The sequence below is a fragment of the Methylobacterium sp. D54C genome (assembly GCF_053345595.1).
This window is the reverse complement of record NZ_JBKFAK010000001.1, coordinates 688431-714996: the sequence shown is the minus strand read 5'-3', so window position 1 is coordinate 714996 and position 26566 is coordinate 688431. Positions and strand designations below refer to the sequence as shown.

Sequence of the window (26566 nt, the reverse complement as noted above, 5' to 3'; positions counted from 1 at the left end):
CATGGCCCGCATCCGCAGCGTCGACGACCGCGCGCCGGAGGTCCGATTCGGGCCCTGGCGGCTCGCCGCGACGCCGGCGGGCGCCTGCGCGGGTCCCGGCGATCTGGACGGGGTCACCGACTGGATCGTCGCCGAGGTTCCGGGCACCGCCGCCGGCGCCCTTCGAGCCGCCGGACGCTGGAGCGAGGCGGCGCCGGAGCCGATCCACGACCGCGACGTCTGGTATCGGACACGCATTACCGGTTCCGGGCCTGCCCGGCTGCGCTTCGGGGGCCTCGCCACCCTCGCCGAGGTCTGGCTCGACGGCGTCCCGGTCCTGTGCGCCCGCGCGATGTTCGAGGAGCACGTCGTCGACGTGGACCTTGGCGGCACCTCCGACCTCGCGCTGTGCTTCCGCGCGCTTCGGGCGGAACTCGAACGCCCGGCCAAGCGCGGGCGCTGGCGGCCGCGGATGATCACGCCCGGGTCGCTGCGCCACGTGCGTACCAGCGTCCTCGGCTTCATGCCGGGCTGGTGTCCCGAGATCGACCTCGTCGGGCCCTACCGCCCGATAACCGTCGAGCCGGTCGGCCCCCGCGCGAGCGCCGCGGATGTGCGTACGACCCTCGACGGCGACGTCGGCCGGGTGGCCTTGCGCCTGCGGGTCGACGGTCCGGTCGGCACCGTCCTCCTCCGGTGCGGCGGCGGCGAAGCCCCACTCGCGGAGGTCGAGCCGGGCCTGTTCGCGGGCGCGCTGGCGCTGCCCGGCATCGCGCCCTGGTGGCCGCATACCCACGGCGCACCGAACCTTCACCCGGTCGAAGTCCGCGTCGACGGGGCGCAAATCGACCTGGGCCGCGTCGGCTTCCGGACCCTGTCGCTCACGCGGCCGTTCGCGGAGGGGCTCGCGCTGGCCGTGAACGGCGTGCCGCTCTTCTGCCGGGGCGCCATCTGGACGCCGCCGGACCTCGTCGGGCTGGGCTCGGACGGCACCCGCGCCTTGCTCGAGCTGGCGCGCGAGGCCGGCATGAACATGCTGCGCGTGCCCGGGACGACGCTCTATCCGGCCCCGGACTTCTACGATCTCTGCGACGAGCTCGGCATCCTGGTCTGGCAGGACCTGATGCTCGCCAACTTCGACTACCCGCACGCCGAACCCGCCTTCGCGGCCGCGCTCGACCGCGAGTTGACCGGATTCCTCGACCGCACGCAGACCGCGCCGTCGCTCTGCGTGGTCTGCGGCGGCAGCGAGGTCTGGCAGCAGGCGGCGATGCTCGGGGCACCGCGCGCCGTCTGGGCCGACGCCTACTGCGCGGACACGCTGGCGGAGCGGGTGGCAGCGCGGCGGCCCGATCTCGTCGTCGTGCCGAACTCGCCCTCCGGCGGCGACCTGCCGTTCCCGCCGCGCGGGGGTTGCACGCACTATTTCGGCGTCGGCGCCTATCGACGGCCCCTGGAAGATGCCCGCCGGGCCGAGGTCGGCTTCGCCAGCGAGTGCCTCGCCTTCGCCAACCCGCCCGAACCCGGCACGCCGGGCCCGACCGGACCGGCCGACCCGCTCTGGCAGGCCGGCATCCCGCAGGACCGAGGCGCCGACTGGGACTTCGAGACGGTGCGCGACCACTACGTCGGCGCGCTCTACGGCGTCGATCCGGCGACCCTGCGCGCCGAAGACCCGGACCGCTACCTCGAGCTCGGCCGCGCCGCGGTGGCCGAGGTCATGGAGGCGACTTTCTCCGAGTGGCGCCGGCCGCGCTCGCCGACGGCCGGCGGCCTCGTCCTGATGATGCGCGACCTCGCGCCCGGAGCCGGCTGGGGCGTGATCGACTGGACGCAGCGCCCGAAATCGGCCTGGTACGCGCTGAGGCGCGCCTTCCGCCCGGTCCAAGTCCTCCTCACCGATGAGGGCCTCGACGGCCTCCATGTCCACGTCCTCAACGAGACGGCGACGGCCCAGGCGCTAACGCTGTCCCTGATCTTCTGCGCTGTGGCGGGCCGCGTCGCGGCGCGCGCCGAGCGCGATCTCGTGGCCGGCCCGCGGGCGGCGCTCACGTTCACCTCCGCGACCCTTCTCGGGCGCTTCTTCGACGCCACCGACAGCTACCGATTCGGGCCCCGGACCCACGATCTCGCGCACGCGCGGCTGACCGACGCCGACGGGCGCGTGATCGCCGAGAGCTTCCACGTCCTGAGCGCGGGGCCGCTCGACCGGTCGGCCGTCGGCCTCCGCGCCGAAGCTGTCGCGACCGAGGCGGGGCCGGGTCTGCGGATCAGCACCGAGCGCTTCGCCCGCGGCATCCAGGTGCTGGCCCCGGGGGCACGGCCGACCGACAGCGGCTTCCACCTCGCCCCGGGGTCGAGCCGGATCATCACCTTCGCGGAGGCCGCCCGGCTCCCGCGCGGGCGCGTGCGGGCCATCAACAGCGACGAGATCGTGGAATTCGGTCATGACGGGTGAAGTCTGGTCCGAGGCCGCGGTGTCGGTGCCGGTGACCTTCGACGGGCTGTTCGGGTGGCTTCATCCGGCGGCCGGGACGCGGGGCGTCGTCCTCTGTGGGGCCTACGGTTTCGAGCAGATGGCCGCGCATCGGCCCTGGCGCTCCCTGGCCGAGGGCCTCGCTGCGGCGGGCTGCCCGACGCTGCGCTTCGACTATCCGGGCGAGGGCGACTCGGCCGATCTGGACGAGGCGCGGGTCGCTGGCTGCGTCGCTGCGGTGCGTGGGGCCATCGCGTACCTGCGCGCGACGACCGGCGTCGCGGAGATCGTCGTCGTCGGCCTGCGGCTCGGCGCGACCTTCGCGGCTCTGGCCGGCGAGGCGGAGGCCGTCGACCGCCTCGTCCTGCTGGCGCCGGTCACGACCGGGCGCGCGTATCTGCGCGAGATGCGGCTGCGGGCGCAGACGATCGGCCGCCTGCCGGACGGGTCCGCTCCGGCGCAGGACCCGGACAGCCTCACCGTGGGCGGCTTCCGGATGGAGGCGGCGTTCCTCACCGATCTCGCCGACCTGAACCTCGCGCGGCTTGCGCGGGCGCCGGCCCGCCACGCGCTGCTCCTCGCACCCGAGACCAAGGCGCTGGCCGCGCACCTCGGCGCTCTCGGCTGCGACGTGGCGACGGGAGCGTTCCCGGGTCTCGCGGCGCTCGTCGCCGATCCGATCTTCTCGGATGTCCCGACCGCGGATTTCGCCCGCGTCATCGGCTTCGCGACCGACGGGATGGCGGCCGCCGGGCCGCGACCCGGCGGCATCGCCATCGACGGGCGCCGGAACGGGCTGACCGGACCGGGCTGGGCGGAGGCGCCGGTCCGCTTCGGGCGCGGCCTGATCGGCATCCGCTGCCAGCCCGACCGGGCGGAAAGCGCGGCGCCGACGATCCTGTTCGTCTCGACGGGCATGAGCGTGCATTCCGGATGGGGGCGCCAGACCACGGATCTCGCCCGGCGCCTCGCCGCGGAGGGGATCGCGTCGGTCCGGTTCGACCTGCGCGGCATCGGCGACAGCGACGAGCGGCCGGACGGCCGCAAGCCCCTCTTCGCCGGGGACGGCTTCGCCGACGTCACGGCGGCGGTCGACCTGATCGCCGGCGCGGGCGGCCCGATCCTGTTGGTGGGCGGGTGCAGCGGCGCCTACGCGGCCTTCCACGCGCTCTGCCGGGACCGCCGGATCGACGGCGCGCTCCTGCTCAACCTCTACTGCTTCGACTGGGATCCGGATCAGGACCTCGACCAGGTCATCCGGCAGACCTTCGGGAGCGCGTCCACCTACGCGGCCCTGCTCAAGCGGAGCGCGACCTGGCGCCGGCTGATTCGCGGCGAGATCCGGATCGCCGCCATCGCCTCGGTCCTCGCCCGGCGCGGCATCGAGGCCGGGATCCGCCGCCTGCGCCGGGCTCTCCGCCCCGGTCCGCTCGGGGGCTCGCCCGCCCGGCGGGTCGCGGCCCTCCATCGGCGGGGCGCGGAGATCCGTCTGCTCTACAGCGCGGGCGATCCGGGCCTCGCGGCCGTCCGCCGCCATCTGGGACGCTCGCCCGGACCGGCCGACCGCCGTGTCGGAGCGCCCGTGACGGTGGTGCCGGGCGTGGACCACAATTTCGGCTCCCGCGTGGCCCAGGCCCGGGTCGCGGAGGCGCTGCAGGACCTCCTGCGCGCCGTCCGCCGCGCTCACGCGACGCGCACCGTCGCGGCGAAGGCCGCCGCGCCGGAAAGCGGTCTCACCCTGGCGGGCCGAACGTGACCCGTCTCACGCGCCGGTCGGCCCTCGCCCTGGCGGCGGGCGCCCTCGCGGCCGGTCGGGCCGCCGCGGCCGAGCCGCTGCACCGCTGCGAGGCGCTGATCGACTCGATCGGCGTCAACGTGCATCTCGGCCATCGCGGCACCCCCTACGTCGACCGCTTCGCCGCCTGCGCCCAGGCGCTCGACGAACTCGGGATCCGGCACCTGCGCGACGACATCGTGCTCGTCGGCGACGAGCCGGCCGGGCAGTTCGAGCGCATCGCCGATCTGGCCGACCGGGGCTACCGTTTCAGCCTGATCTTCTACGACGGGCTCACGCCGGGGCCGCGGGTGCCGCCGGAGCGCTTCGCCGAGATCGCCGGCTGGGCCGGCGACGGGCTCATCGTGGCGGAGGGCGGCAACGAGCCGCCGGTCGCGGCGCGGCCGGGCCTCGCGCGGCTCTCGGCCGATCATCAGGCGGCCCTGTTCCGCGCGGTGAGGGCGGACAGGCGGGCCGAGGCCGTGCGTGTGGCCGGACCGAGCTACATTCAGAGTAACGTCGCGGCGGCGCAGAACCTCGCGGCGGTCGTCGACCTCGCCAACATCCACGCCTATCCCGGGGCCGAGCACCCGGAAACCGACGGCGGCGGCAGCCTCGCGCGCTTCGTCGCGGCCGCGCGCCCGGTCTTCGGCGACGCGCCCGTGATCGCGACCGAGAACGGCTACCACACGGCGCTCGCCACCGGGAGTGCCCACCTGCCGATCTCACCGGGGCTGCGCGCCCGCTACCTCCCGCGGATGCTGCTCTGGAGCTACCTCCAGGGCGTGCGGCGGACCTACCTGTACGAGCTGATCTCCAGCTTCGACCGCGGCGACGCCGATCCAGAGAGCCGCTTCGGCCTTCTCGCCCACGACGGTCGCGCCACACCCGCCTTCGCGGCGGTGCGCAACCTCGTCCGGCTGTTCGGCGCCCCAATTGGCGAGATCGCCGCCGTTCCGGCCGACCGCGACGTCACGCTCGGCAACCCCGTTCCCGATCTCGTCACCGCGCGGTTCGCGCGGCGGGACGGGGCGACCCTCGTCCCGATCTGGCTCGGCCTCGATGGCTGGGACCGGCGCAGCCGGGCCGCCCGGCCGGATCTGCCGGCGCGAACCGCCGAGCTCCGGCTGTCACGGCAGCCCCGGCGGGTGCGCCTCCATCGCTTCGACGACGACGGCGCCGTGAGCGTGGTGGAGCTTCCCGCGGACAGGCGGGTGCCGGTCCCGGTCACGGACCGCCTCGGCGTTGTCGAGCTCACCTAGGGTCGCCGCCGACGGAGTCGTTCCGTGACGCGCCCGATCTCCGATTCTCGCGGAGGCCTGATCCATGCTGAGCTACCTGGGTGACACGATCGTCGGCCTGACCCTCGCGGTCCTGAACGCGCTGGCGCCGCTCGAAGTCCACGTGGACAAGGGCGTCCCCTATGCCGACGGGAGCGCGCACCGCGCCGACATCTACCGGCCAGCCGCCGGGAAGCCGCGTCCGGTCGCCGTGTTCCTGTACGGCGGCGGGTGGCGGACCGGATCGAAGGACGAGGTTGCCTACGTGGGCGCGGCCTTCGCGCGGCGGGGCGTCGTCGCGGTCATCCCCGAGTACCGCCACGTGCCGGCGGCGAGCCTCCAGGACATCCTCGCGGACAACGCCGCCGCCGTCGCCTGGACCCTCGCGCACGCGGCCGAGTACGGCGGCGATCCCGCCCGCGTCACCGTCGTGGGGCATTCCTCGGGGGCCTGGGCCGCCGCGATGCTGGGCCTCGACGCGACTTGGCTCGAGCGGGCCGGCTCCAGTCCCGCCAAGCTCGCCGGGATCGTCGGGCTGGCCGGACCCTACGCGACTTCGGCGCTGACCGATCCGCTGGATCGCCAGGTGTTCGCGGACAGCGATCCGGCCCTGCAGCCGATCAACCACGCCGCGGATCCCCATCCGGCGATGCTGCTGGCCACCGGCGCGGCGGATCTCGACGTCAACCCCGCCGGAACCCTGTCGCTCGACCGGGCGCTGCGCGGCTTTGACGGCAGGGAGACGATGAAGATCTACCCGGGTCTCGGGCACGGGCAGATCGTCCACGCGATGAGCGTCCCGTTCAGTCTCCGGTACTCGGTCGCGGACGACGTCGCACGTTTCGTCAAGGGCGCCCGTGCCGGCCCGTGAGGCCGAGCGCGCGAGGGCAGGGACCGGCGCGGCGCGCCGATCCCTGCGTCCCCATTCGACGGGCCGCGGGTCTCAGTGATAGCCCGGCGCGCCCGCCGCGACCTTGCCGCGGAACAGCCAGTAGACGTAGCCGGTGTAAGCCAGGATCATCGGGACCAGGATCACCGCGCCGGCCAGTAGGAACGCCTGGCTGCTCGGGTGGGTCGCCGCGTCCCAGATCGTGACCACCGGCGGGACGATCATCGGCCACAGACTGATGCCGAGCCCGACATACGACATGAGGAACAGGCCCAGGGCGCAGAGGAACGGCGTCACTTCGGCCCGCCGATCGAGCGCGACGAAGAAGCGCCACGCCAGCAGCGCGACGAGCGCCGGCACCGGCGCGGCCAGGGCGAGATTCGGCCAGGACAGCCACCGCGCGCGGAACGCGTCGCTGAGGATCGGCATCGCCGCCGAGACGACCACGATGGCCGCCAGCGTGACGAGGCCGAGCCGGCGCGCGAGCCGGTAGGCCCGGAGTTGGAGCTCGCCCTCAGTCTTCCAGATCAGCCAGCAGGCGCCGAGCAGACCGTAGCCGGCGACCAGGGCGGCCCCGGTCAGCACCGAGAACGGCGTCAGCCAGTCCCACCAGCCGCCCGCGTAGGCGCGACCCTCGACACGGATGCCCTGGACCAGGGCCCCGAGGCAGATGCCCTGGCAGAAAGTCGCCACGTAGCTGCCCCACGAGAAGGACCGGCCCCAGGTCCGCTGGCTCGCGGGCGAGGCCGCGCGGAACCGCATCTCGAAGGCGACGCCGCGGAAGACCAGCGCGAGGAGCATCAGGATCAGCGGCATGTAGAGCGCCGGCAGGATCGTGGCGTAGGCCAGCGGGAACACCGCGAACAGCCCGCCGCCGCCGAGGATGAGCCAGGTCTCGTTTCCGTCCCAGACCGGCGCCACGGTGTTGACCATGACGTCCCGGTCCGCCTTGCCGCGCACCGCCGGGAAGAGGATGCCGACCCCGAGGTCGAAGCCGTCCATCACCACGTAGAGGAAGACCGCCGTGGCGATGAGGAGCGCCCAGATGAGCGTGAGATCGAGGGGCATCGGGCTACTCCGCGGGCTGCGCGAGGGGGCGGCCGGCAGTCGGAGCGCCGGCGACGAGGGCGGGGGCGGGCGTGATGCCGGCGGTGCGGATCGGCTGTCCGGGCGGCGGGCCGGGCTCGTGGGCGTGCGGCGCCTGATTGAACAGGTGCAGGAGGTACCAGATGCCCGCGCCGAACACCGCGAGGTAGACCGCCGCGAAGGCCGCCAGCGAGGCGGCGACGGCCGGGGCCGCCACCGGTGACACGCTGTCGACGGTGCGCAGCGCGCCGTAGACGGTGAAGGGCTGACGCCCCGCCTCGGTCACCGTCCAGCCGGCCGTGACGGCGATCAGGCCGGACGGCCCCATGCCGACCGCGAAGCGGTGCAGCCAGGGCGCGTCGTAGAGCCGCCCGCGGTGGCGCAGCCAGAGCGCGGCGAGACCGAGGGCGATCATCAGCAGGCCGAGGCCGACCATGATCCGGAACGACCAGAACACCAGGGGGAGGTTGGTCGGCCAGAGGTCGCGCGGCATGTCGTTGAGCCCGCGGACCTCACCGTCGAGATCGTGGGTCAGGTAGAGGCTGGCGAGGCCGGGAATCTCGATCCGGCCCTGCACCGTGCCCGCCTCCGCGTCCGGCCACCCGAACAGGATCGCGGGGGCCCGGCGCTCCGTCCGGAAATGACCCTCCATGGCGGCGACCTTGGCGGGCTGGTGCGCGTAGGAATTGCCGCCGTGCAGGTCGCCGATCACCAGCTGGGCCGGAGCCACAGCGGCGGCCATCCACATGGCCATCGAGAACATCAGCCGGGCCCGGGGATTGGCCCGGTCCCGCAGCAGGTGCCACGCGCCCACGGCGCCGACGATCATCGCGGTGGTGAGGTAGGCGCCGGTGACCGTGTGGGCGAAGCGGTAGGGGAAGGACGGGTTGAAGACGATCGCCCACCAGTCGGCCGGGTTGAAGCGGCCGTCCGGCGCGACGACGTAGCCGGTGGGTGTCTGCATCCAGGAATTGGCCGACAGGATCCAGAACGCGGAGGTCAGGGTGCCGACGGCGACGAGGCAGGTCGCCAGGAAGTGGAGCCCCTTGCCGACCCGCTCGAGGCCGAACAGCATGACGCCGAGGAAGCCCGCCTCCAGGAAGAAGGCCGTGAGCACCTCGTAGCCGAGAAGCGGCCCGAGCACCGGCGCCGTCCGGTCGGCGAAGACCGACCAGTTCGTGCCGAACTGGTAGCTCATGACCAGGCCGGACACGACGCCCATCGCGAAGGCGACCGCGAAGATGCGGAGCCAGTAGCGGTAGGTGTCCAGATAGACGGCCTTCCCGGTGCGCAGCCAGAAGCCTTCGAGCACGGCGAGATAGCTCGCGAGCCCGATGGTGAAGGCCGGGAACAGGAAGTGCCAGACGACGGTGAGCGCGAATTGGGCTCGCGCGAGATTGACTGCACTCGGCAGTTCGAGGGCGGACATCGCGGTCTCCAGGGGACGAACGCGGCAGCTCTGCCCTGGCCCGGATCGCGACGCGTTGATTCAGCTCAAGGCCGGTGCCGTGAATCTGAGGGCGTCGGCGCGATTGCGCTGGATCAAGGCCCTCGCCCGCGCGTCGGGCGAGACTTTGGCGCGGGGGCCGGTCACGGCTCACGAGGAGATCGCCATGTCCTACGCCAACATCCTGGTATCCGTGGATTTCGCCGAGTCGACGCCCGAGCGTGTCCGTCTCGCTGCCGCGCTGGCAGGCCGCTTCGATGCGAGGCTCACCGGCGCCGCGGCCGCCGAGGTGCCGGCACCGCTCTTCGCCCACGACATCCGCGACGCGCAGGCCCAGTACGAGCGCGCGAAGGCGAAGATCCTGCAGGAAGTCGAGCGCGCGGAGGCCGTCTTCGCCCGCTGCGCCGGCGCGGCACCCCGCACCGCGTGGCGGGGCGGCACGGACCGGCCCTTCGCCCATCTCGTCGAGAGGGGCCGCGCCGCCGACCTGATCGTGGTGGGCGGCGCCGCCGCGACCGAGATCGATCCGAGCCCGTTCGGCGTGGCGGTCGTGCCCGTCCTGATGGAGGCGGGGCGTCCCGTCCTCGTTGTCCCACAGCAGAACGTCGGGGAGCCGGGCCACCGCATCGTGGTGGCCTGGAAGGATACACCGGAGGCGCGGCGGGCGGTGTCGGGCGCCCTGCCGTTCCTGCGCTCCGCCGATGAGGTCTTCATCGTCACGACCGGTCAGGGGGCCCGCCTCGAGGGGGCTGAGGAGGTCGCGGATCATCTCAGGCTCCACGGCGCGGCGGTCACGACCCATCTGCTGACCACGGCGGTGTCCGACGGGGAGGAGATCCTGCGGTTCGCGCGCGACCGGCAGGCCGACCTGATCGTCATGGGTGCCTACGGCCACTCGCGCCTCCGGGAATGGGCCTTCGGCGGCGCAACCCGCGACATCCTGCAGGCGAGCACCCTCTGCTGCCTCATGGCGCACTGACGGGCCGAACCGGCGCCGGGACGACTGGCGTTTGCCCGCCGGCGCGGTCTAGCGCGAGAAGTGCGTGGTCGACATGCGGTCCGTGATCAGCTCGGACGGGACCCAGTCGCTGGGCGGAACCGGCTCGCGACGGATCAGCGCCAGGGCGTCGTCGACCGCGCGCCGGCCCTGGACGCCCGCGTCCTGGAAGACCGTCACGGCGAGGCGCAGGTCCTGCATCGCCTGCATGCCCTCGGCGGTCGCATCCACCCCGCCGATGCGGATCCGGCCCGCCGGAATCCCGGCAGCCTCGACCGCCTCGGCGGCGCCGAGCGCCATCTCGTCGCTGGTCGCGGCGATCGCGTCGATGCCGATGCCTCGGGCGAGCCAACCGGCGACGATGGCCCGCGCCGTCGCGCGGCTCGCATCCGTCGCGGCCTCCGCGACGAGGCGGAGGCGCGGGCTCTCCGCCAGCACCTCCCGGGCACCCCTGCTGCGGAGCGCCGAGGCGGGATCGGTGGCGCTGCCCGCGAGGATCGCGACGCGTCCGGCCCCACCCGACATCTGAGCGAGCTTGCGCATCTGCAGCCGCCCGGCGACGAGATCGCTCGGCACGACCTGGGTGACGCGTCCGGCAAACCAGTCGGTCCGTGCGCCGTGGCCGATGAGGACGAGCGGTACGTCGGCTTCCAGGGCCAGCCGGATGATCTCCTCGCGCGCCGCGGAGTCGACCGGCACGACCACGAGGGCGTCGGCTCTCTCGGCGATCAGCCGCCGCGCCTGCGCGATCTGCTCGTCGCCCGCACCGTCGGGCGCGTAGGCGAAGCGAGTCGCGACGCCCCGCGCGCGCGCCTGCTCGTCGAGGCCGTCGTGCAGGCGCCGGGCGACGCCTGCCGGTGTCAGGAACGCGATGGTGGTGGCCGAGGCCGGCAGCGCCCAAGCAGCGAGAGCGAGGACGAGGGATCCCCTCCGGAGCGACCCGCCGATCGAGCGGCAGCGTGCCCACTCGATCCAGTTCATGCGGCCAGTTCCGTCCCGCTCTCAGCGGGCCCCGCCTCACGCCGCACGGAGGCTCTCCAGGAGGCCAGCGAGCGCCTCGCCGAGACGGGCGGCGTCCTGGGTCAGGCCGTCGGCCGCGGTCAACACGGCCGTCGTCGTGGGCTCGGCCGCCCCGGGAATCTCGGCGACGCCCGCGCCCTCCGCGTCGAACCCCTCGGTACCGTCGGTCGCCTCCGCGATGGCCGTCACGATCTCCCGCGCGGTCGCACCCTGCCGCTCCACGGACTCGACGATGGCGTTCGCCGCGCGGCTCATGTCCTCGACCCGCGCCGTGATGCCCGCGATCGCCGACACCGCCGCGTCGGTCGAGCCTCGGATCTCGGAGACGTGCTGGCCGATGATCTCGGTGGCTTCCCTGGTCTGCGCGGCCAGGGCCTTCACTTCTGAGGCGACCACCGCGAAGCCGCGGCCCGCGTCGCCGGCCCGGGCGGCCTCGATCGTGGCGTTGAGGGCCAGCAGGTTCGTCTGTGCGGCGATTTTGGCGATGAGGCGGACCGCGTCGCCGATCCGGTCGACGGCGCTGCTCAGCGCCTGAACGCGGGCGGTCGTCCGGGCCGCGTCCGCCGCGGCGCTTCCGGCCAGGGTCGCGGTGGCCTCGGCCTGCGCCCCGACCTCTTCGACCGCCGCGCCGATCGTCTCGGCAGAGACGGTGATCTGCCGGACCTTTGATCGCGTCTGCGCGAGCGCGGCGCCCAACGTGGTCGATCGAACCGCTCGATCGCGGATCGCTTGGCCGACGTCGTCGGCGGTGACGCGCAGTGCCGCGGCGGTCGAAGACACGGCCTCGACCATGCCACCGATCGTGGTCTCGACCCGCTCGGTCGCGTGCTCGATCACGGCGCGGCGCTGCTCGCTCTGAGCGCGCGACCGATCGGCCTCCGCGTCCCGCAACACGGCCTGCCGCAGCGTTTCCTGAACAGCTCTCGTCGCTGCCGCCATGACGCCGAGTTCGGTGCAGCCCGCTGCCGCCGGGACCGCGACGGTGAGATCGTGGTCGGTCAGTCGCTGCATGGCGGAGGCCAGCGCTGTCATCGGCTGCCCGACGCCGCGCAGGAGGGCGTGCACCAGGACCAGGGCAGCCAGCGCAGCGGCGGACAAGCCGGCCACGAGGCTCGGGCGCAAGGTCGAGCCGGCGGCGTCGACAGCTCCGAGTTGCCCGGTGACCGCGGCGTCGCGGTCGGTCAGCAGCGCGTCGATACCGCGTGCGACGGCTGCCGCGTCGGCCGGAAGAGCCGACGTCCGCACCCTGTCGGCGAGATCGCGTTCCCCAGCCCTCTCGAGGGCGGCCGCCTCCGCCTCCACGGCGAGGAAATGCTGCCACGCGTCCCACAGACCGCGAGCGCGCTCCCGCTCGTCCGCCGTCCTGATCGTCGGCACATAGGTGGTCCAGGTCTTGAGGAATGCCTCGTGCGCCGCGGTTGTCCAATCGATGTCCTGCTGAGGGCCAGCCTCGGACGATACGGCGCGCGCGGGACGTTCCGACGCACCGAGCTCCTGTGTCCGCTGCTTCATGGTGCCGAGAGCCCGGACAGCCCCGATCTCCTGAGCCAGAGTGCGGCTGGCAGCGTCGATCGCGCCGACCTGCAATAGCAGGACGTAGACAATTCCAAATGTGAGCGAGGTCATCGACCCTGCGAAGACGATCACGATCGTTCTGAAACGCAGGGTGCAGCGATGGGTTGTTCGAATAATGAATGGCACCACAATCCTGACCCTAGGAAGGATCACCAGGGTGCGTCTATTTTACGGACCGGGAAAAATCAATTGCCTTCAATGGGCCAAAAAATGCGTCAAAATTTTTGAAATTTCGCTTCGAACCTCGGTTAAGCTGGATCATATGCTTATATCGGCAGACTTATAATTTACACGAGCAAACTATATAAGACAAATATCGGAATGGCGAGCGAGATGGCGATGCATTATTGTAGGGGAAGCTGCTAGGCGTCCGATTCTGTCGCTGCCGGAGAGTCGCGCGGCCGCGCCCGTCAGTGAGCTTCAGGACCGGCTCGATACAGGCCGACGCGCGGGCCATGGCTCGCCTCCGGGCGGGCTGCTCGGAGGGCATATCGCAGCCGAGACGATCGCCGGGCGACGCGGCGACGGAGCCTCGGTCAGAGCGGCTTGGCCTGCCGTGCCCGCATCCACAGCAGGCCGGCGATGCCCATCCAGGGACAGACGAAGACGATGAAGGCGACCAGCCCCATGACGACCTCCCGACAGCGTGCGGCGGACCTCAGGAAACGCTCGTGGTTTTTGCCGGATCCCTCTGATCGGACATGGCCCGGGCTTGGCGCGCCATGGCAATCAGCTCGGAGGCCGTGAGACCGCGCGGCGGCGGCGGTTCAGGCAGGTCGGCCAGTCCCGGCGAACGCGGTGCCGGCGGAAGGGTAGCCGCGCGCCCGGGCCAGAGCCGCTTCAGCCGTCCTGCCTTCCGCAAGCTTTGTCCCGCCACGCATCCGTCTCCCGCACATCGAAGTCCGGCCACGGGTAGGCGACCGGGGCAGGGATGGTTAGCCGAACCGAAACAAGGGTCGGACTCCGGCCCGGCGTGGGGCGTATGCGAGGCCCCCTGGGCGGGCGCGTCCGCCGCCCTACCGTTGGCGTTTTCCGGATCGCCGGCGGATGGTGCAGGTCGAACCGGGCCCGACGACGCTCGGATCCTGCCGAAACCGCCATCCGGCATTCGGCCGGCTCGGGATGATCGCGAACGTCGACGCGGCCGGATTGTCGCTCGGGGTGATCAAGGCCGAAGCTTTGCGTGCGGCTCGGAGGTGCTTCGTCGAAGATCGGCCTCTGGTCAGAACGTAGCCTGAATCCTGGACGAATGATCGCCGGTATTGGCTGACAGCATCTCGGAACTCGATGATCGCTCCGCGGTGGGGCGTGTTCAGGTCAGACGGGCACGAGCCGGCACTTCCCGCCCGGTACAGCGAAAATCTCCGGTCTGTGATGCTGGCGCAGGTCCGCGATACGTTATGTGAGCTGAACGGAACCTCCCGGCTTTCGGCGCTGAGAGAGCGAACATGGCAGAGCCTCAAGCAATGGCCGCGCGCGTCGCGCACCTCGAAGCGGACAACGCCCGTCTTCGCCGCCTCCTAGACGAGTCCGGGACACCGGACGGTCTGCGTCACGGCTTGCGCGACACGCTGGCGATGCTGCGGGCGGTCCTGCGTCTCTCGGCCGAGACCGCCGAGACCGTCGACGGCTACGCGACGCATCTCGAAGGTCGGCTGGACGCCATCGCGCGCGTGCGGGTCGCGGCAGACACGTTCGGCGAGGTCAGCCTGCACACGCTCATCTCCGACGAGCTGATGATCCACCTGATCCGCGAAGGCGAGCAGGCGACGCTGGCGGGGCCGACCGTGCGCCTCCGGCCGAAGGCCGCGCAACTCATGGCCCTCGCGGTCCACGAACTCTGCAGCAACGCGATCGAGCACGGTGCCTTCGGTCTCTCGAAGGGCGGTGTCGACGTCACCTGGGTCGTCGCCGGCGCCGGGGCGAGCCCGCCCGGCGACATGACGCTCGTCTGGAAGGAATCGGGAGGGTCAGGCGTCGCGCAGCCGAGCCGGCGCGGCTTCGGCATGCAGGTGCTCACCGAGATGCTGAGCTACGAGCTGCGGGCAACCGTCGCGCTCGCCTTCGAGCCCGACGGCCTGCGCTGCACGGTCACCTGCCCGCTGATCCCCCGGATCGGGCGCTTGGTCGAAGACGAGCGCGCGGACGAAGGCGGCGATCCGGGCTGACCCGGCGGCGACCGCCCGGATCGCCTCAGCCGAAAGCCCGCGCGGTCTCCCGGACCTGCCGCGTCGCGCGGTCGGCACGGCCGCTCGCCCGCGCGATCGTGGTCATCCCGCCGGAGATCGCGGAGACGTCCTGTGCGGCGGTCTGCATGGTGCCCGACATCTCGCGCATCACCGCGGATTGCTCCTCCACGGCCGCCGCGATGGTCGACGAGGCCGCGTCCAGGGCCCGGATCGTGCCCTGGATCGTGTCGATGGCGTCGACGGCCTCCCGGGTCGCCGCCTGCGTCGAGGCGATTTGCTGGCGGATCTGTTCCGTCGCGCGCCCCGTCTGCGCGGCCAGGGTCTTCACCTCCGACGCCACCACCGCGAAGCCGCGACCGGCCTCGCCGGCACGGGCCGCCTCGATGGTGGCGTTGAGCGCGAGCAGGTTGGTCTGCGCGGCGATGCCGGCGATGAGGCTCAGCACCGCGCCGATCTGCGCGGCCTGGTCGCTGAGGCCGGTCACGATCCGGCCGGTGCGCTGTGCCTGCTCCACGGCCTGCCCGGCCATCTCGGCGGCGTGGCTCACCTGCTGGCTGATCTCATCCACCGAAGCCGACAGCTGCTCCGCGCCGGTGGCCACCGAGCGGATGTCGCCGGACACGCGGTGCACGCGCGTGACCGCCGCGTCGGCCTGGCGCGTCACATCCGCCACGGCGTCGCCGATGGCGTCCAGCTCGGCGCCGATGGCGCTCTGCGCGGCGGCGCGCTGCTGCCGCTCGTGGACCTGGGCGGTGATGTCGGTGGCGAACTTGACGACCCGGACGGGCCGTCCATCCGCGTCCGTGATCGGATTGTAGGTCGCCTGGATCCAGACTTCCCGGCCGCCCTTGCCGGTGCGGCTGAACACGCCGGACTGATACTCCCCGCGCGCCAGGGCGGCCCAGAACAGCCGGTAAGCCTCGCTGGCGCGCTCCGCCTCGCCGACGAACAGGCTGTGATGCCGCCCCACGATCTCGTCGAGCCGATAGCCCACCGCGTCGAGGAAGTTCGCGTTGGCGGTGAGGATCGTGCCGTCGAGCGCGAAGGCGATCACCGCCTGCGAGCGGTGTAGCGCGCTGATCTGCCCTTCCAGATCGAGGGCGCGGAGCTTCTGGGCGGTGATGTCGGTGGCGAACTTGACGATCTTGACCGGTCCGCCGCGCGCGTCGAGCACCGGGTTGTAGGAGGCCTGGATCCAGACCTCCCGCCCGCCCTTGGCGAGCCGCTTGTACTCGGCGCTGGCGAAGGTGCCGCGCCGCAGCTTGTCCCAGAATTCCCGATAGGCCTCGCTCTCCCGCTCGGCCGGCGGGACGAACAGGCTGTGATGCCGGCCGCGGATCTCCTCGAGCGCGTAGCCCATGGCTTCCAGGAAGTTCGGATTGGCGTCGAGGATCGTACCGTCCAGCGCGAACTCGATGGTGGCGAGGGACCGGCTCAACGCCGCGAGTTTGGCCGCGTGATCCCTCCCAGCCAGAACGCCCTCGAACATCGATTTCTCCGCATTCTGGGATGAGGGTGCGGCCGAAGCGCGCACCGAGCCGGTCGGATCAAGAATTTCTTGATCGAGATCAATTTTTATTGCGACGGGCGACATCATAAATCTGTCGATGCCCGGCTATAGCGAGGGCTTTGATAATGGGATGCCGTTGCGCGGCGGTTAAAATGGTTCGCTTTGCTCAAGAAAATCGCGGTGATCCGCGAACTGCGCAGTCCCACTTAATGAAAAGCCATGGGACAGCATAGATCAAGGGCGAGACTATCTTGCGTTGTGCGTCGCCGGCGTTCGCCCGCCGCTCGCCAGCCTGCGGTTGTAGGATTGCACCGCTGATCCACCGCTCAACGATCGACGCGGCGCGCCTTGACGCGTTGGGAATCTGGGAAGGGCGTCGCGGCGTGGACTGATCAACCTGTCCGGCCGATGGTCGCCTCGATCCGGCCGTAGGGCTCGTCGGTCGGCAGGAAGACAACGCCCGGGTTGTCGAGGCCGAACGGTGTCAGGTCGATCGGCAGGTAGTGCTTGTTGGGCATGACGAAGCCGATCTCGGCCAGTTCCGGGACGGCGGCCAGGGCGGCCTCGCCCATCCGGTACATGCTGTCCTGGATCCCGCGGCTGTAGGTGGTGCCGAAAACGGTCAACAGTGTCGCGAGGATGCGGGCATTGGTGGCGCCGTGATCGTGCGGCGCGGAGGCCCAGGTCCAGGTCGCGTCCATGCTGGTCGCGGCGATGCGGTCGGTCGTGTCGGGCAGGGTCCGGTACTGGTCCGCCACGAACCCCGTCCAGCCCGATTGCGTGGTCTTCATGAAGGTGTAGCCGCGCAATCCGGAGCGCAGGGTCGACCCGGTCCGGTCGGCGGTGAGCCCCACGAAGCCGGCGCCGTTCCCGTCGCGCGTGAAGGTGTGGCCGTGCGGCGCGTCGGCGATCGCGTGGCGGAGCCAGCGAACTTCCTCCGCGTCGATCGTCACGGTCTCGACCTGCGGGTAGGTCTCGAGCAGCACCCGCGCGACCGCGGCGACGAATCCCTCGGCGTCGAGCCCGAGATGCCGCGCCGCCGTCACGTTGACGATGTTCCGGATGCTGTCGGTGGCGATGGAGGCGCGGTTGTCACCCTCTGTCCAGGCCGCCTCGAAGCGCCCGGTCAGCATCACCGACAGCGTCAGCTCGCGCGGCGTGTGGTGGTCGCCGTCGCGGGCGAGGCGCAGCACGCGAACCCGTTCCTTGCCGTACCGCGATGCCGTCAGGGCCATGGGGATCTCCGATCCGGACCGCCGCCGGCCATCTCACGCAAATCTGATTCATCCTAGGCCGACGTGCGTGGGGGCGCCAAGGTTCGAAGTTGCCGGCGCGGCTTGACCGGGGCCCGATTAGAACCGGCATAGTGTCGGGCCGGGCCGAACCGGCCTCGGACCGGCGAGCGGGCATGGACCTCAACACGATCGAGACCGTCGTCCGGCCGCGGAGTCGGACCGAGCTTCCCGCCTGGGCGGACGGCGATGCCTGCCTGGGAGGCGGGACGTGGCTGTTCTCCGAGCCGCAGGTCGGGATGCGGCGCCTCGTCGACCTCGCGGCGCTCGGATGGCCACCGCACGCGGTCGACGCGGACGGCCTGACCCTCGCGGCGACCTGCACCATCGCCCAGCTCGACCGGCTGGAACTGCCGCCGGGCTGGAACGCGGCGCCGCTGGTGGGCCAGTGCTGCCGCGCGCTGCTCGGCTCCTTCAAGATCTGGAACGTGGCCACGGTCGGCGGCAACGTCTGCCTCGCACTCCCGGCCGGGCCGATGATCGCCCTCGCGACGGCCCTCGACGCGACCTGCACGATCTGGTCCGCCGACGGGGCCGAGCGGGAGCTCCCGATCCTCGACTTCGTCCTCGCGCCGCAGCGGAACGCCCTGGCGCCGGGCGAGATCCTGCGGAGCCTGTCGATGCCGGCCGCGGCGCTCGCGCGCCGCACGGCCTTCCGCCGCATCACCCTCAGCCCGAACGGGCGCTCCGGCGCGCTGCTGATCGGGACGCGCGGCCCGGACGGCGCCTTCGCGCTCACGGTCACGGCCTCCGTCAAACGCCCGCTGCGCCTCGCCTTCGACGGTCTGCCGGATCCGGCCGCGCTGATGCGGGCGCTGGACGAGGCGATCCCGGACGCGCTCTACCACGACGATGTCCACGGGCGGCCCGACTGGCGCCGCCACATGACCCGGCACTTCGCCGAGGAGATCCGCGGGTCGCTCGACGCGGCGCCGTCGCCGGGAGCCGCGTCATGAAGCTCACGATCAACGGTGCCGCGCACGAGGGCGTGCCGAGGGCCGGGCAGTGCCTCCGGACCTACTTGCGCGAGGCCGGCTGGTTCGGCGTGAAGAAGGGCTGCGACGCCGGCGATTGCGGCGCCTGCACGGTCCATCTCGACGGCGAGCCCGTGCACAGCTGCCTGGTACCGGCCTTCCGCGCCGAGGGACGGAGCGTGACCACGATCGAGGGGCTGGCCGGTCCCTGCCGCGCCGACGCGGCCGAGCCGGCGGCGTTCCACCCGATGCAGGAAGCCTTCCTGGCGGCCCAGGGCTTCCAGTGCGGCTTCTGCACGCCCGGCATGATCATGACCGCGGCGAGCCTCGACCAGGGTCAGAAGCAGGATCTCGGCACCGCCCTCAAGGGCAATCTCTGCCGGTGCACCGGCTACCGCGCCGTGCGCGAGGCCATCGCGGGCAGCGCGCGCTCGGTCGAGAGCGGCGGCTGCGGCGATCCCGTGGGCCGCAACCTCGCGGCACCGGCCGCGCCGCTGGTCGTGTCCGGACGCGCCCGCTTCACGATGGACGCGCCGCTCGGCGACACGCTCCACCTCAAGGTGCTGCGCTCGCCGCACGCCCATGCCCGGATCGTCGCGATCGACGCGACGGCCGCCCGCGCCGTCCCGGGCGTCGTGGCCGTGCTGACCCACGCCGACGCGCCGACGCGCCGATTCTCGACCGCGCGCCACGAGGACCCGCGGGACGACGCCTCGGACACGCGGGTCCTCGACCCGATCCTGCGGTTCGTCGGGCAGCGCGTCGCCGCCGTGGTGGCGGAGACGGAAGCCGCCGCGGAGGCCGGCTGCCGCGCCCTGCAGGTGACCTACGAGGTGCGCCCGGCGCTCCTCGATCCGGAGCGCGCCCTCGATCCCGACGCGGCCCGCGTCCACGATCCCCGCGACTGCCCGGGCGAGGACGCGCCGCCCCTCGAACAGCACCCCAACCTCGCCGGCGAGGTGCACGGCGCGGTCGGCGACGTGGCGGCGGGCCTCGCCGAGGCCGATTTCGTCTACGCCGGGACGTTCCGGTCGCAGCGCGTCCAGCACGCCGCCATGGAGACCCACGGCTGCATCGGCTGGCGCGCCGAGGACGGCCGCCTGACGCTGCGCACCAGCACCCAGGTGCCGTTCCTGACCCGGGACGCGCTGGCGGACCTGTTCGGCCTCGAGAAGGACGCGGTGCGCGTCGTCTGCGCGCGGGTCGGGGGCGGCTTCGGCGGCAAGCAGGAGATGCTGACCGAGGATCTCGTCGCCCTGGCGGTCCTGCACACGGGGCGGCCGGTGCGCTGGGAGCTGACCCGCCGGGAGCAGTTCGTCGGGACGACGACGCGCCACCCGATGCGGGTGGACGTGAAGGTCGGCGCCCGCCGCGACGGCACCCTCACGGCGCTGAGCCTCGACGTCCTGTCCGACACCGGCGCCTACGGGAACCACGCGGGCGGCGTGATCCACCACGCCTGCCACGAGGTGCTGGCCGCCTATGTCTGCCCGAACAAGCAGGTGAGCGGCCGCGCCGTCTACACCCACACGGTGCCGGCGGGGGCCTTCCGCGGCTACGGTCTGAGCCAGACGATCTTCGCGCTGGAATCCGCCCTGGACGAGGTCGCCCGCGAACTCGGCCTGGACCCGTTCGCCCTGCGGCGGCGCAACGCCGTCAAGCCGGGCGACGCCATGGTGTCGAACAGCCTGGAACCGCACGACGTGATCTTCGGCAGCTACGGGCTCGACCAGTGCCTCACCCTGGTCGAGGACACGCTGCGGGCCGATCCGGGGCCCGAGCCCGAGCCCGGCTGGCGCGCCGGGACCGGCATGGCGATGGCGATGATCGACACGATCCCGCCGCGCGGCCACCACGCCGACGCGCGGGTCAGCCTGGACGCCGACGGGCACTTCACCGTGCGCGTCGGGACGGCCGAGTTCGGCAACGGCACCAGCACGGTGCATCGGCAGATCGCGGCCTCGGCGCTCGGCGCCGCGCCGGAACGTGTCCGCGTCGCGGGCGCGGACACGGATAGCGTCGGGCACGACACCGGCGCCTACGGGAGCACCGGCACGGTGGTGGCGGGCCTGGCGACGCTGCGCGCCGCCGAGGCGCTCGCGCTCAGGATCCGCGCGCGGGCCGCCGAGATCGCGGGCGCGACCCCGGAATCCTGCCGCTTCGACGGGGAGCGGGTCGAGACGCCGGCCGGACCGGTCACGCTGGCGGCGGTCGGTCCCCTGGACGCGACCGGCCGGGCCGACGGCAGCCCGCGCTCGGTGGCGTTCAACGTCCACGCCTTCCGGGTGGCGGTCGACCCGGTGAGCGGCGCGGTGCGGATCCTGAGAAGCATTCACGCCGCCGATGCCGGGCGGGTGATCAACCCGATGCAGTGCCGCGGTCAGGTCGAGGGCGGTATCGCGCAGGCGCTCGGCGCGGCGCTCTACGAGGACGTCCAGGTCGCCGCGGACGGGAGCCTCGTCACGCAGACGTTCCGCGACTACCACATCCCCGCCTGCGCCGACGTGCCCGAGACCGAGGTCCTGTTCGCCGACACGCACGACAGCGTCGGCCCGCTCGGCGCCAAGTCGATGAGCGAGTCGCCGTTCAACCCGGTGGCGGCGGCGCTCGGCAACGCCATCCGGGACGCGACCGGGGCTCGCCTGACCGCGACCCCCTTCGCGCCCGACAGGATCTACCGGGCCGTCGCGGCCGGCCGGGCCGGGCTCGCGTGATGGACCGCCCGCGGGACGCGGTGCCGGCGGCGAGGCCCGGCTTCCTGGAACGCACCTTCCGCCTCGCCGAGCACGGCACCAGCGTGCGCACGGAGGTGCTCGCGGGGCTGACCACCTTCCTGACGATGGCCTACATCGTCTTCATCAACCCGAGCATCCTCGGGGATGCCGGCATGCCCCGGGGCGCGGTTTTCGTGGCGACCTGCCTCGTGGCAGCGCTCGGCTCGATGATCATGGCGCTCTGGGCCAATTACCCGATCGCCCTCGCGCCCGGCATGGGGCTCAACGCCTACTTCACCTACGTGGTGGTCCAGCAGCTCGGCTTCAGCTGGCAGGCCGCCCTCGGCGCGGTGTTCATCTCGGGCGTGTGCTTCCTGATCGTCACGCTGACAGGCCTGCGCGCGCTGATCGTCGAGGGGATCCCGCGCTCCATGCGGATCGCCATCACGGTCGGGATCGGCCTGTTTCTGGCGATCATCGCGCTCAAGAACGCCGGCCTCGTCGCGGCGAGCCCGGCGACCTTCGTCACCCTCGGCGACCTGCACAAGCCCGAGGCGATCCTGGCGGTGCTGGGCTTCCTGATGGTGGCCGTCCTCTCCGCCCGGAAGGTGCGGGCGGCACTGCTGTCGAGCATCCTCGCCGTCACGGCGCTGAGCTTCGTCTTCGCGGGCAACACCTTCCAGGGAATCGTCTCCCTGCCGCCGTCGATCGCCCCGACCCTGTTCGCCCTCGACATCCCGGGTGCCCTCTCGGCGGGCCTGCTCCACGTCATCCTGGTCCTGTTCCTGGTGGAGCTGTTCGACGCCACGGGCACGCTGATGGGCGTGGCGAGCCGGGCCGGACTCCTGACCAATGGGAAGATGCGCCGCCTCGACCGGGCGCTGATGGCCGATTCCGTCTCGGTCTTCGCGGGCTCGCTCCTCGGCACGTCGAGCACGACGGCCTATCTGGAGAGCGCCTCCGGCGTCGAGGAGGGCGGCCGCACCGGGCTCACGGCCGCCACCGTGGCGGTGCTGTTCCTCGCCTGCCTGTTCTTCGCGCCGCTCGCGGGCGCGGTGCCCGCCTACGCCACGGCGCCGGCGCTGTTCTACGTCGCCTGCCTGATGCTGCGCGAGCTGGTCGAACTCGACTGGGACGATATCACCGAGGTCGTGCCGGCCTGCGTCACGGCCCTGCTGATGCCCTTCACCTACTCGATCGCCACCGGCGTCTCCTGCGGGTTCATCACCTACGTGGCGCTGAAGCTGCTGGCGGGCCGCGCCCGGGAGGTGAAGCCGATCGTCTGGGTGATCGCCGCGGTCTTCCTGTTCAAGTTCGTCGAGACCGGCGGCGCGCACTGACGGCCGCGCGGCGCCCTTACCGGCCCGTCGCGGCCGCGTAGAGCGCCGCCGCGTCCCGCGCGGCGCGCATCGCCGCGGCGGCCCCGGGGTCGCGCAGGCGCCGCGCCACGCAGGCCAGCGCGTTCAGCGTCTCGCCCTCGGCGGCGACCGGGAGCAGCAGCAGGACGACGAGGTCCACCGGCCGATCGTCGACCGCGTCGAAATCGATCGGGTCGCGGAGCCGGGCCAGGATCCCGTAGGGGCGCGCGATGCCCTCGAGGCGCGCGTGCGGCAGGGCGATGCCGTCGCCGACCCCGGTCGAGCCCAGGCTCTCGCGCCGGATCAGCGCCGGGAAGATCGTCTCCGCGGCGAGGCCGAGGGCGTTGGCGGCGCGGCGCGCCAGCTCCTCGAGCAGCGCCCCCTTGCCGGCGGCGCGCAGGCCGACGAGCGCGTCGGAGGGCGCGAGGATCCGGTCCACACTCATCGCGCGGGATCGCGGGCGCTGGGACACATCGGGTCGTCCTCGGGATCAGTGGGCGATCGCGCCGCCGACGCCGCGGTGCGGCGGGGTCGGCTCGTCGTCGGGCGCGCGCAGGCGGTAGCCGACGCCGGTCTCGGTGAGCAAGATCCGCGGCCGCTCGGGATCCACCTCCAGCTTCTGGCGGAGCTGGCGCACGTAGACGCGCAGGTATTGCGGGTCGGACGAGGACGGCACGGAGCGCATCAGCTGCGCGTGGGTGAGCACCTTGCCGGCATGCAGGACCAGGACGCGCAGGAAGTCGTACTCGCGCGGCGTCAGCTTCACCTCGGCCTCGTCGACCTTCACGATCCGGCGGACCAGATCGACCGACAGGGTGTCGACGCGGAAGATCGGCCGCTCGCCGCGCGCGGCGAGCTGGTGGCGCATGGCGGCCCGCAGGCGTGCCAGCAGCTCCGCCATGCCGAACGGCTTGGTCACGTAGTCGTTGGCGCCGAGATCGAGCGCCTCGACCTTGCCGCTCTCGTCGTCGCGGCTCGAAAGCACGACGACCGGGAGGTCGGGATGGCTCGATCGAACCGACCGCAGCAGGTCGTGGCCGCGCATGTCGGGCAGGCCGAGATCGAGGATCACGAGGTCGACGCCCTCCCGGCCGAGCAGCGCCAGGGCGGTCCGGGCATCGGGCGCCTCCAGGATCGCGTAGCCCTGCGTGGCCAGGCCCATGCGGAGGAGCTTGCGGATCGGCGGCTCGTCGTCGACGACCAGGATCGTGGGGCTCATGCGGCGATGTCCCTGGGCGCGTTCCGGGCCGGAATCGGCAGGCTGACGGTGAAGCAGGCGCCGCCGCGGTCGGGGCGGTTCTCGGCCGTGACGGTGCCGCCCATCGCCTCGACGAAGCCCCGGGAGATGGCGAGGCCCAGCCCGGTACCGGCCCGGACACGGTCGCCCTTCCGGACACGGTAGAACTTGTCGAAAACCCGCTCGACATCCGCCTCGGGCAGGCCGTCGCCCTCGTCCAGCACGGCGATGCGGACGCGGTCGTCCGCGCGGCGCGCGCGCACCGTCACGGTCGAGCCCTCGGGCGCGTACTTGGCGGCGTTGTCGAGGAGGTTGACCAGGACCTGCTCGAACAGGACCGGGTCGAGCGCCAGCGGCGGCAGGTCGGCCTCGACGTCCACGGCGACGCGGTGTTCGGCAAGGATCTTCTGGGTGCGGCGCAGGGCGGTGTCGACCGTCTCGGCCACGTCCTGCGCGGAGAGGTTCGGCGCCACCGCGCCGGCCTCCAGCCGGGTCATGTCGAGGAGGTTCGCGATGAAGCGGTTGAGCCGCTCCGACTCCTCGATGATCGTCGCCAGCAATTCCGCCTTGGCGTCCGCGGGCAGCGCCGCCTCGAGGTCGCGCAGCGTGCTGGCCGCGCCCAGGACCGAGGCGAGCGGCGTGCGCAGGTCGTGGCTGATCGAGGTGAGCAGCGCCTGGCGCAGGCGGTCGGTCTCGGCCGCGCGCTCGGCCCGGTCGAGATCCTCCACGAGCCGGACCCGCTCGATGGCTAGGGCGCCCATGTCGGCCAGGGCGTCGAGGAGGCGGCGGCCCTCAGGCGACAGGATCGGCCCGATGCCGTCGGAATCGAGGCCGATCACCCCGATCGTCCCGCGTCCGGTCCGCATCGGCAGGAACAGGCGCTTGGCGCCCGGCAGCGTGTCGGCGCCCCGGCCCGCGGGCCGGTCGTTGTCGAAGGCCCACTGCGCGGCCGCGAGATCGGCCTCGTCCAGCATGTCCTCGGGCGGGTAGCCCGTCCGCACCGTGACGGCCTGGCCGTCGGGCAGCAGGAGAACGACGCGCACCTTCAGCATCGCGGCGACCTGGGCGCAGGTGGCCCAGAGCACGTCGTCGAGGGTGCCGCAGGCGGCGAGCTTCCGCGAGAAGCCGAACAGCCGCTCCGTGGCCCGCGCCCGGCCCTGGCTGACCACCGCGACGCGACGCGCGCGGGAGGCGAGGTTCGAGACGAGGACGGCCACCAGGGTGAAGAGCAGGAACGCCGCGACGTTGGTCGGATCGGCGATGGTGAGGGTGTAGACCGGCGGCAGGAAGAAGAAATTGTAGGCGAGCGAGGCCGCCACAACCGAGACGAGGGACGGCCCGAGGCCCCAGCGCACCGCCACCGCCACGACCGCGGTCAGCAGGAACAGGTCGGCGTTCTCGACGCCCGCGTAGGGTTCCGCGACGATGGCCGCGCCGAGGCCCGCGGCGATCGCCGCCAGCGCGATCGCGTAGGGCCGCGCGTCGCGCCCCGGGCGCGGCGCGCTCACCGCCACGGCGCGGCGCGCCGGCTTCTCGTCCGGGACGGCCTCGCCGGGGACGACGTGCACGCTGATGGCGCCGCTGTGCCGCACGAGGTCGTACACCACCGAGCCGTTGACCAGCTCGAAGAGCCACGAGCGGTTCGCCTTGCCGACGACGATGTGGTTCACGTTGGCCGAGCGCGCGTAGTCGAGCACGTCGTCGGCGATCCGGCGCCCGCCCGGCAGGGTGACGGCGTCGCCGCCGAGGCGGTCGGCGAGCCGCAGGGCCTCGGCGATGCGGTCGCGCTCGGCCTCGCTCAGGGCCGCCGCCCGCGCGCCCTCGATGGAGAGCGCCGTCCAGGGGGCGTGCAGGCGGTCGGCCAGACGCTTGGCGTGGCGCACGAGGCCGGCGGAGCGGGGATCCTCGTTCACGCAGACCAGCACGCGCTCGCCCGCCGCCCAGGGACCGGCGATCGCGTTGGCCCGCATGTGGCCGAGCAGCTCGTCGTCGACCCGGTCGGCGGTGCGCCGGAGCGCCAGCTCGCGGAGCGCCGTGAGGTTGCCGCGCGAGAAGTAGTGCTTGAGCGCGCGCTCGGCGTGCGTCGGGACGTAGACCTTGCCGTCCTTCAGGCGCTGGATCAGGTCGTCGGGGTTGAGGTCCACCACCTCGATATCGTCGGCCCGGTCGAGGACGCCGTCCGGCACCGTCTCGCGCACCCGGATGCGGGTGATCGACGCGACCACGTCGTTGAGGCTCTCGACGTGCTGGATGTTGAGCGTCGTCAGGACGTCGATGCCGGCATCGAGCAGCTCCTCGACATCCTGGTAGCGCTTCGGGTGGCGCGAGCCCGGGGCGTTGGTGTGGGCGAGCTCGTCGACCAAGGCGAGGGCCGGCCGGCGCGCCAGCAGGGCGTCGAGGTCCATCTCCTGCAGGACGGTGCCGTGATACGGAACGGAACGGCGGGGGATCGTCTCGAACCCGTCGAGCAGGGCCTCGGTCTCGGCGCGGCCGTGCGTCTCGACGACGCCGACCACGACGTCGAGCCCTGCCTTCAGCCGGGCCCGCCCGACGGTCAGCATCTCGTAGGTCTTGCCGACCCCGGGGGCGGCGCCGAGGAACACCTTGAGCCGGCCGCGCGTCCGCTCCTCCCGGCGCGCCGCTTCGAGCAGGGCGTCGGGGGAGGGGCGGGTCGGGTCGCGGCCGGTCTCGGGCATGATCGCCATCTTAGCAAAACCCCGCGGACAACGCGGGATCGTCGCGTCATCGCGAGCGGAGCGAAGCAACCCA

At 72.5% G+C, this 26566-nt stretch carries 19 protein-coding genes; 10 read left to right on the top strand and 9 right to left on the bottom strand.

Going from position 1 to position 26566, the window contains the following annotated elements; translation table 11 throughout:
• Position 1 precedes the first annotated feature (1 nt).
• The 4 genes from ACLBYB_RS03535 to ACLBYB_RS03520 all read left to right on the top strand — a co-directional run bounded on the left by ACLBYB_RS03535 (position 2) and on the right by ACLBYB_RS03520 (position 6380).
• The gene (locus ACLBYB_RS03535) at positions 2–2437 is read left to right on the top strand and encodes a glycosyl hydrolase 2 galactose-binding domain-containing protein (RefSeq protein ID WP_447697871.1); all 2436 of its coding nucleotides are present in this window, start codon (positions 2–4) and stop codon (positions 2435–2437) included.
• The gene (locus ACLBYB_RS03530; RefSeq protein WP_447697870.1) at positions 2427–4211 is read left to right on the top strand and encodes an alpha/beta fold hydrolase; all 1785 of its coding nucleotides are present in this window, start codon (positions 2427–2429) and stop codon (positions 4209–4211) included. The genes ACLBYB_RS03535 and ACLBYB_RS03530 overlap by 11 nt, the downstream gene beginning before the upstream one ends.
• Positions 4208–5491 (top strand): hypothetical protein, encoded by a 1284-nt coding sequence (locus tag ACLBYB_RS03525; RefSeq protein WP_447697869.1) that lies wholly within the window; start codon positions 4208–4210, stop codon positions 5489–5491. Before ACLBYB_RS03530 ends, ACLBYB_RS03525 begins: the two co-directional genes overlap by 4 nt.
• Positions 5492–5555: 64 nt before the next feature.
• Complete coding sequence (locus ACLBYB_RS03520) at positions 5556–6380, top strand: alpha/beta hydrolase (RefSeq protein WP_447697868.1); 825 nt, start codon at positions 5556–5558, stop codon at positions 6378–6380.
• 72 nt (positions 6381–6452) lie between these two features.
• Here the strand turns inward: ACLBYB_RS03520 and cydB are convergent, their stop codons facing one another.
• Both cydB and ACLBYB_RS03510 read right to left on the bottom strand, forming a co-directional pair.
• Positions 6453–7466, bottom strand: a complete 1014-nt coding sequence (gene cydB / locus ACLBYB_RS03515; protein WP_447697867.1) for a cytochrome d ubiquinol oxidase subunit II — start codon at positions 7464–7466, stop codon at positions 6453–6455.
• A 4-nt stretch (positions 7467–7470) separates the two neighbouring features.
• Positions 7471–8913 carry a cytochrome ubiquinol oxidase subunit I gene (locus ACLBYB_RS03510; protein WP_447697866.1) on the bottom strand — a complete coding sequence of 481 codons (1443 nt, stop codon included), beginning with the start codon at positions 8911–8913 and terminating at the stop codon, positions 7471–7473.
• Between the two features lie 184 nt (positions 8914–9097).
• Here ACLBYB_RS03510 and ACLBYB_RS03505 point away from each other — a divergent pair, with 184 nt between their 5' ends.
• Positions 9098–9910 carry a universal stress protein gene (locus ACLBYB_RS03505; RefSeq protein WP_447698138.1) on the top strand — a complete coding sequence of 271 codons (813 nt, stop codon included), beginning with the start codon at positions 9098–9100 and terminating at the stop codon, positions 9908–9910.
• A gap of 48 nt (positions 9911–9958) precedes the next feature.
• On the opposite strand, the gene ACLBYB_RS03500 is transcribed toward ACLBYB_RS03505, so the two are convergent.
• Both ACLBYB_RS03500 and ACLBYB_RS03495 read right to left on the bottom strand, forming a co-directional pair.
• Positions 9959–10909 (bottom strand): substrate-binding domain-containing protein, encoded by a 951-nt coding sequence (locus ACLBYB_RS03500; protein WP_447697865.1) that lies wholly within the window; start codon positions 10907–10909, stop codon positions 9959–9961.
• A 36-nt stretch (positions 10910–10945) separates the two neighbouring features.
• Positions 10946–12574, bottom strand: a complete 1629-nt coding sequence (locus ACLBYB_RS03495) for a methyl-accepting chemotaxis protein (RefSeq protein WP_447697864.1) — start codon at positions 12572–12574, stop codon at positions 10946–10948.
• A 996-nt stretch (positions 12575–13570) separates the two neighbouring features.
• Here ACLBYB_RS03495 and ACLBYB_RS03490 point away from each other — a divergent pair.
• Positions 13571–13756, top strand: coding sequence for a hypothetical protein (locus tag ACLBYB_RS03490; RefSeq protein WP_132366249.1), 186 nt, complete (start codon positions 13571–13573; stop codon positions 13754–13756).
• A 215-nt stretch (positions 13757–13971) separates the two neighbouring features.
• Positions 13972–14691, top strand: a complete 720-nt coding sequence (locus ACLBYB_RS03485) for an HWE histidine kinase domain-containing protein (protein WP_447697863.1) — start codon at positions 13972–13974, stop codon at positions 14689–14691.
• A gap of 25 nt (positions 14692–14716) precedes the next feature.
• On the opposite strand, the gene ACLBYB_RS03480 is transcribed toward ACLBYB_RS03485, so the two are convergent.
• Complete coding sequence (locus ACLBYB_RS03480; RefSeq protein ID WP_447697862.1) at positions 14717–16201, bottom strand: methyl-accepting chemotaxis protein; 1485 nt, start codon at positions 16199–16201, stop codon at positions 14717–14719.
• Positions 16202–16614: 413 nt separating this feature from the next.
• Positions 16615–17457 carry a factor-independent urate hydroxylase gene (pucL, locus tag ACLBYB_RS03475; protein WP_447680391.1) on the bottom strand — a complete coding sequence of 281 codons (843 nt, stop codon included), beginning with the start codon at positions 17455–17457 and terminating at the stop codon, positions 16615–16617.
• A gap of 173 nt (positions 17458–17630) precedes the next feature.
• Here pucL and ACLBYB_RS03470 point away from each other — a divergent pair, with 173 nt between their 5' ends.
• The 3 genes from ACLBYB_RS03470 to ACLBYB_RS03460 are packed head-to-tail and all read left to right on the top strand — an operon-like array spanning position 17631 to position 22542.
• A complete protein-coding gene (locus ACLBYB_RS03470; RefSeq protein WP_447697861.1) occupies positions 17631–18470 on the top strand; it encodes an FAD binding domain-containing protein in 840 nt (279 codons plus the stop codon).
• The gene (locus ACLBYB_RS03465; protein ID WP_447697860.1) at positions 18467–21202 is read left to right on the top strand and encodes a molybdopterin-dependent oxidoreductase; all 2736 of its coding nucleotides are present in this window, start codon (positions 18467–18469) and stop codon (positions 21200–21202) included. Before ACLBYB_RS03470 ends, ACLBYB_RS03465 begins: the two co-directional genes overlap by 4 nt.
• The gene (locus ACLBYB_RS03460; RefSeq protein ID WP_447697859.1) at positions 21202–22542 is read left to right on the top strand and encodes an NCS2 family permease; all 1341 of its coding nucleotides are present in this window, start codon (positions 21202–21204) and stop codon (positions 22540–22542) included. The genes ACLBYB_RS03465 and ACLBYB_RS03460 overlap by 1 nt, the downstream gene beginning before the upstream one ends.
• 16 nt (positions 22543–22558) lie before the next feature.
• Here ACLBYB_RS03460 and ACLBYB_RS03455 read toward each other — a convergent pair whose 3' ends face one another.
• From ACLBYB_RS03455 to ACLBYB_RS03445, 3 genes are read right to left on the bottom strand one after another with little or no spacing between them, the layout of a single operon-like run.
• A complete protein-coding gene (locus ACLBYB_RS03455) occupies positions 22559–23005 on the bottom strand; it encodes a PTS sugar transporter subunit IIA (protein WP_447697858.1) in 447 nt (148 codons plus the stop codon).
• A 45-nt stretch (positions 23006–23050) separates the two neighbouring features.
• Positions 23051–23779 carry a response regulator gene (locus ACLBYB_RS03450; RefSeq protein ID WP_447697857.1) on the bottom strand — a complete coding sequence of 243 codons (729 nt, stop codon included), beginning with the start codon at positions 23777–23779 and terminating at the stop codon, positions 23051–23053.
• Positions 23776–26493 carry an ATP-binding protein gene (locus tag ACLBYB_RS03445; RefSeq protein WP_447697856.1) on the bottom strand — a complete coding sequence of 906 codons (2718 nt, stop codon included), beginning with the start codon at positions 26491–26493 and terminating at the stop codon, positions 23776–23778. The genes ACLBYB_RS03450 and ACLBYB_RS03445 overlap by 4 nt, the downstream gene beginning before the upstream one ends.
• Between the last annotated feature and the right edge of the window lie 73 nt (positions 26494–26566).

What these genes read in the sequence shown, in the direction of transcription:
- ACLBYB_RS03530 (WP_447697870.1), top strand. Translation starts at nt 2,427, where the DNA reads ATGACGGGTGAAGTCTGGTCCGAGGCCGCGGTGTCGGTGCCGGTGACC.
- ACLBYB_RS03505 (WP_447698138.1), top strand. Translation starts at nt 9,098, where the DNA reads ATGTCCTACGCCAACATCCTGGTATCCGTGGATTTCGCCGAGTCGACG.
- ACLBYB_RS03460 (WP_447697859.1), top strand. Translation starts at nt 21,202, where the DNA reads ATGGACCGCCCGCGGGACGCGGTGCCGGCGGCGAGGCCCGGCTTCCTG.
- ACLBYB_RS03480 (WP_447697862.1), bottom strand. Translation starts at nt 16,201, where the DNA reads ATGTTCGAGGGCGTTCTGGCTGGGAGGGATCACGCGGCCAAACTCGCG.
- ACLBYB_RS03535 (WP_447697871.1), top strand. Translation starts at nt 2, where the DNA reads ATGGCCCGCATCCGCAGCGTCGACGACCGCGCGCCGGAGGTCCGATTC.
- ACLBYB_RS03510 (WP_447697866.1), bottom strand. Translation starts at nt 8,913, where the DNA reads ATGTCCGCCCTCGAACTGCCGAGTGCAGTCAATCTCGCGCGAGCCCAA.
- ACLBYB_RS03465 (WP_447697860.1), top strand. Translation starts at nt 18,467, where the DNA reads ATGAAGCTCACGATCAACGGTGCCGCGCACGAGGGCGTGCCGAGGGCC.
- ACLBYB_RS03520 (WP_447697868.1), top strand. Translation starts at nt 5,556, where the DNA reads ATGCTGAGCTACCTGGGTGACACGATCGTCGGCCTGACCCTCGCGGTC.
- pucL (WP_447680391.1), bottom strand. Translation starts at nt 17,457, where the DNA reads ATGGCCCTGACGGCATCGCGGTACGGCAAGGAACGGGTTCGCGTGCTG.
- ACLBYB_RS03445 (WP_447697856.1), bottom strand. Translation starts at nt 26,493, where the DNA reads ATGCCCGAGACCGGCCGCGACCCGACCCGCCCCTCCCCCGACGCCCTG.
- ACLBYB_RS03490 (WP_132366249.1), top strand. Translation starts at nt 13,571, where the DNA reads ATGGTGCAGGTCGAACCGGGCCCGACGACGCTCGGATCCTGCCGAAAC.
- ACLBYB_RS03495 (WP_447697864.1), bottom strand. Translation starts at nt 12,574, where the DNA reads ATGACCTCGCTCACATTTGGAATTGTCTACGTCCTGCTATTGCAGGTC.
- ACLBYB_RS03450 (WP_447697857.1), bottom strand. Translation starts at nt 23,779, where the DNA reads ATGAGCCCCACGATCCTGGTCGTCGACGACGAGCCGCCGATCCGCAAG.
- ACLBYB_RS03500 (WP_447697865.1), bottom strand. Translation starts at nt 10,909, where the DNA reads ATGAACTGGATCGAGTGGGCACGCTGCCGCTCGATCGGCGGGTCGCTC.
- cydB (WP_447697867.1), bottom strand. Translation starts at nt 7,466, where the DNA reads ATGCCCCTCGATCTCACGCTCATCTGGGCGCTCCTCATCGCCACGGCG.
- ACLBYB_RS03470 (WP_447697861.1), top strand. Translation starts at nt 17,631, where the DNA reads ATGGACCTCAACACGATCGAGACCGTCGTCCGGCCGCGGAGTCGGACC.
- ACLBYB_RS03485 (WP_447697863.1), top strand. Translation starts at nt 13,972, where the DNA reads ATGGCAGAGCCTCAAGCAATGGCCGCGCGCGTCGCGCACCTCGAAGCG.
- ACLBYB_RS03455 (WP_447697858.1), bottom strand. Translation starts at nt 23,005, where the DNA reads ATGAGTGTGGACCGGATCCTCGCGCCCTCCGACGCGCTCGTCGGCCTG.